We start from the raw sequence: 2,781 nt of genomic DNA on the forward strand, positions 1-2,781 counted from the left end.
TCTAGATTTACTATTCTTTCATTTTCTCACACCTCATTCCTGATTGCTATAGATCTCAGATCTATAGTTGATGTAAATCAATTGAGAATTTAACCAACTCATTCTAGCTTCAAATTAGTAAAATATTCTAAAGCTTCTTCGCACCACTCAATCCATCCATATTCATAACGTATACCTCTTTTAAGAGTTAAATAACGACAGTAATCTGATGGAGATAAATTATTAATATTCTCTAAAAAATCTTTTTCTCTTTGTTGGTAAGTATTTAAATTCTCTTGATGAATTTGATGATGATGCTTCAATTCTTGAACAATAATATCTGGATTGACCAAATCTCCTGCCCTAATTTTAACTAACAAATCTTCTCGAATTACTGTGGGTTCAGATGGTAAACTGATCCAATTTTCTAACTCTATTTGCCCTTCTTCCGTAATTGAATAAAGTTTTTTATTAGGACGACCTTGTTGAAGAATAATCTCTGAATTCACGAATCCTTTTTTCTCCATCTTTCCCAATTCTCGATAAATTTGCTGTTGTGTTGCTTTCCAAAAAAAATTCAATCTCTCTTCGAACGTCTTCCAAATTTCATATCCGGTATGGGATTTAGTCGTTAGAGCTACTAAAATAGTGTGAGTTAACGTCATATGTTTTTTTAAAAATTTTACAGCTGATTTTACTATACTGTTGTTTTATTTCTCTGAAAATAGAGTTCACCTAAAATAACCCTTGACATACTCAACAAATTTGGTATAGGCTAAGTTTGTATTCAACAAGTTTAGTATTCACGTCACCAGTATACTATAAAACTTGATATATAGGTTTAAGATCATGAGTAAAGTTTTATTAAAATCTGACATTATCGCTAATTTACCTATCATTCCTTTGAAAAAGACTATTTTGGGTAATTTCCTCTTCACAATTATTATCGGTAGTGGATTAATTTTATCTGAGATTCCCTTGGAAAATGAGACTTGTACCCATAAAGAAAATCAAGTAAAACCAGAAATGGCAACAGATTTTTCTGCTTTAAACGGAAAAAACGAACAAATAACGTTAATTTCACGTTATTCAATTCAAATAACAGATAAAGGACATACAACAACTATAAATGAAACTGCTTTGCTAGTTAAAGGAGAATCGAAGGTTATTGAGGAATATATGGATAAAGGTGATTATTTTATTCAGGAACAAGTTATAAAAAAGCTGAATCCATCTCACCAAAAAAATAAAAAAATGAACTCGATGGTGCAAAAATCTCCACAAATAGAGATTTTTGCTGAATTAAAGCCAGAGGGAAGAAAAGAGAAAATTGATTTAGTCAGAGCTAATATGCAACATTTACACAAAAGACTAAGTTTACAAGTAGCAAAACAGGAGAGAGTAGGCTATTCATATCAAGAAAAGACTATTTTCCTCCAACAACTCGGTTTGGTGTCCTTTAATAATACCTTGACTGCACAATTAGCTGAAGCTGAGAGTCTTCTAGATGAATTAGTAGTAGAAACAAATATTGAAAATATTAATAAACAAAAAGATATTATTAAGCAATTATACGCTTCTATTAAGCATAGAAATTTAGAGATAAATAAAAGTGATTTTAAATCACCTTATTCTGGACTTACTAGTGAACAGTTAACAATTATGGATTTTTTATCCGTTACATTTCTAATCTTAATTTTTTATAAATTAAACTTTTGACTTCCCTTTCTATGACATATTAAAGGAGAGATTAATATGGATAGCCTATCTTATTGTATAGAATTAGACACCGTATTTTGTGATATTATTTGGCTCATTTTTAGAAATTAACAAGAGTTGAGTCAAAGTTTATTCAGGATATTTTAAACGAAGATTAATCATCCTTATTTGCCATTTCTTCAGCAAGTTTCTCTAATCCAGATAGTACGATAAAACCTTCACGGGCGGCTTTATCTAATCGGGAAGAAGCTTCAGCCGCTCTAGCGATCGCATTCAACCAGGATTCTGACAAATCATAACGAGACTGAGTATTTCTGCTCTCTTTTGCTTTAGAAATACAAATGTCTCTTAATATTTTAGAAAGCAATAAATTACCTTGGATAGATTCAATATTTTGTTCCTTTAACTTGCGAATTTGCAGTATTCTTTCCGCTTCTTCAATATCCCGTAATTCCTGTATATAGTCCTGGATCTTAGTATTTCTTAGTAGTACAGAGGCATTAACCGAGGCTGTCTGATAACCACCCCCGTAGGCTTCTAGGTATGATACAGTTGCGTTTCCTGTTTGGAGATAATTACGACAAAACTCTTTATTTTTTTCAGTTATTTTTTTTTGCTTTGTCATTTCTCAACTTCACGTAATACTATTAATATACTACCCGCATTTAATCATGAGTTATCTTCGGAAATTAGGTGAAAGAGAATATTACCGTAAAGTTATTCTTAAAGACTTTGGTTCAAAAAAGGAATCAAAGCCATTGCCTTTTTACCCTAATCCTGGTAGCCAATCGGAGTTGTTTTTTGACATTTTAGGGTGTGAAAAAGGGGAACAGAAAATAGTCGATTACAAGGATGGGACAGAAGCGATCGCTTATTCAGTAGTTCCCAGACCATACACTCAAGAAGCAAAGTACATCCTATTTCGTGCCGGTTCACGTTCGGGAAAGTCTCAGTGTGGGGCGGCGTACTGTTACACAATGGCACAGAATTATCCTGATGCTGTTGGCTTGATCAGTGCTAACGATTACCTACGAAGCTTCTCAAAAAGTCTGGGGGGACTCGCCGAAAGTTAGGGGACAAAGA

The 2,781-nt window shown here is 32.8% G+C and carries 4 protein-coding genes; 2 read left to right on the forward strand and 2 right to left on the reverse strand.

The window, feature by feature from the left end; translation table 11 throughout:
- Positions 1-98: 98 nt before the first annotated feature.
- Complete coding sequence (locus tag P9B04_RS19445) at positions 99-644, reverse strand: PadR family transcriptional regulator (RefSeq protein WP_342056626.1); 546 nt, start codon at positions 642-644, stop codon at positions 99-101.
- 184 nt (positions 645-828) lie between these two features.
- Between P9B04_RS19445 and P9B04_RS19450 the strand changes: the two genes are divergently transcribed.
- Positions 829-1,698 (forward strand): hypothetical protein, encoded by an 870-nt coding sequence (locus tag P9B04_RS19450; RefSeq protein ID WP_342056627.1) that lies wholly within the window; start codon positions 829-831, stop codon positions 1,696-1,698.
- Positions 1,699-1,852: 154 nt separating this feature from the next.
- On the opposite strand, the gene P9B04_RS19455 is transcribed toward P9B04_RS19450, so the two are convergent.
- On the reverse strand, positions 1,853-2,323 hold the full coding sequence (locus P9B04_RS19455) for a terminase small subunit (RefSeq protein WP_342056628.1): 471 nt from the start codon (positions 2,321-2,323) through the stop codon (positions 1,853-1,855).
- A gap of 46 nt (positions 2,324-2,369) precedes the next feature.
- Between P9B04_RS19455 and P9B04_RS19460 the strand changes: the two genes are divergently transcribed.
- Positions 2,370-2,771 carry a hypothetical protein gene (locus tag P9B04_RS19460; protein WP_342056629.1) on the forward strand — a complete coding sequence of 134 codons (402 nt, stop codon included), beginning with the start codon at positions 2,370-2,372 and terminating at the stop codon, positions 2,769-2,771.
- Positions 2,772-2,781 lie beyond the last annotated feature (10 nt).

This window comes from Crocosphaera sp. Alani8 (assembly GCF_038442745.1).
GTDB lineage: Bacteria > Cyanobacteriota > Cyanobacteriia > Cyanobacteriales > Microcystaceae > Crocosphaera.

Coding starts and splice junctions, on each gene's coding strand:
- P9B04_RS19460 (WP_342056629.1), top strand. CDS start 2,370: ATGAGTTATCTTCGGAAATTAGGTGAAAGAGAATATTACCGTAAAGTT.
- P9B04_RS19445 (WP_342056626.1), bottom strand. CDS start 644: ATGACGTTAACTCACACTATTTTAGTAGCTCTAACGACTAAATCCCAT.
- P9B04_RS19455 (WP_342056628.1), bottom strand. CDS start 2,323: ATGACAAAGCAAAAAAAAATAACTGAAAAAAATAAAGAGTTTTGTCGT.
- P9B04_RS19450 (WP_342056627.1), top strand. CDS start 829: ATGAGTAAAGTTTTATTAAAATCTGACATTATCGCTAATTTACCTATC.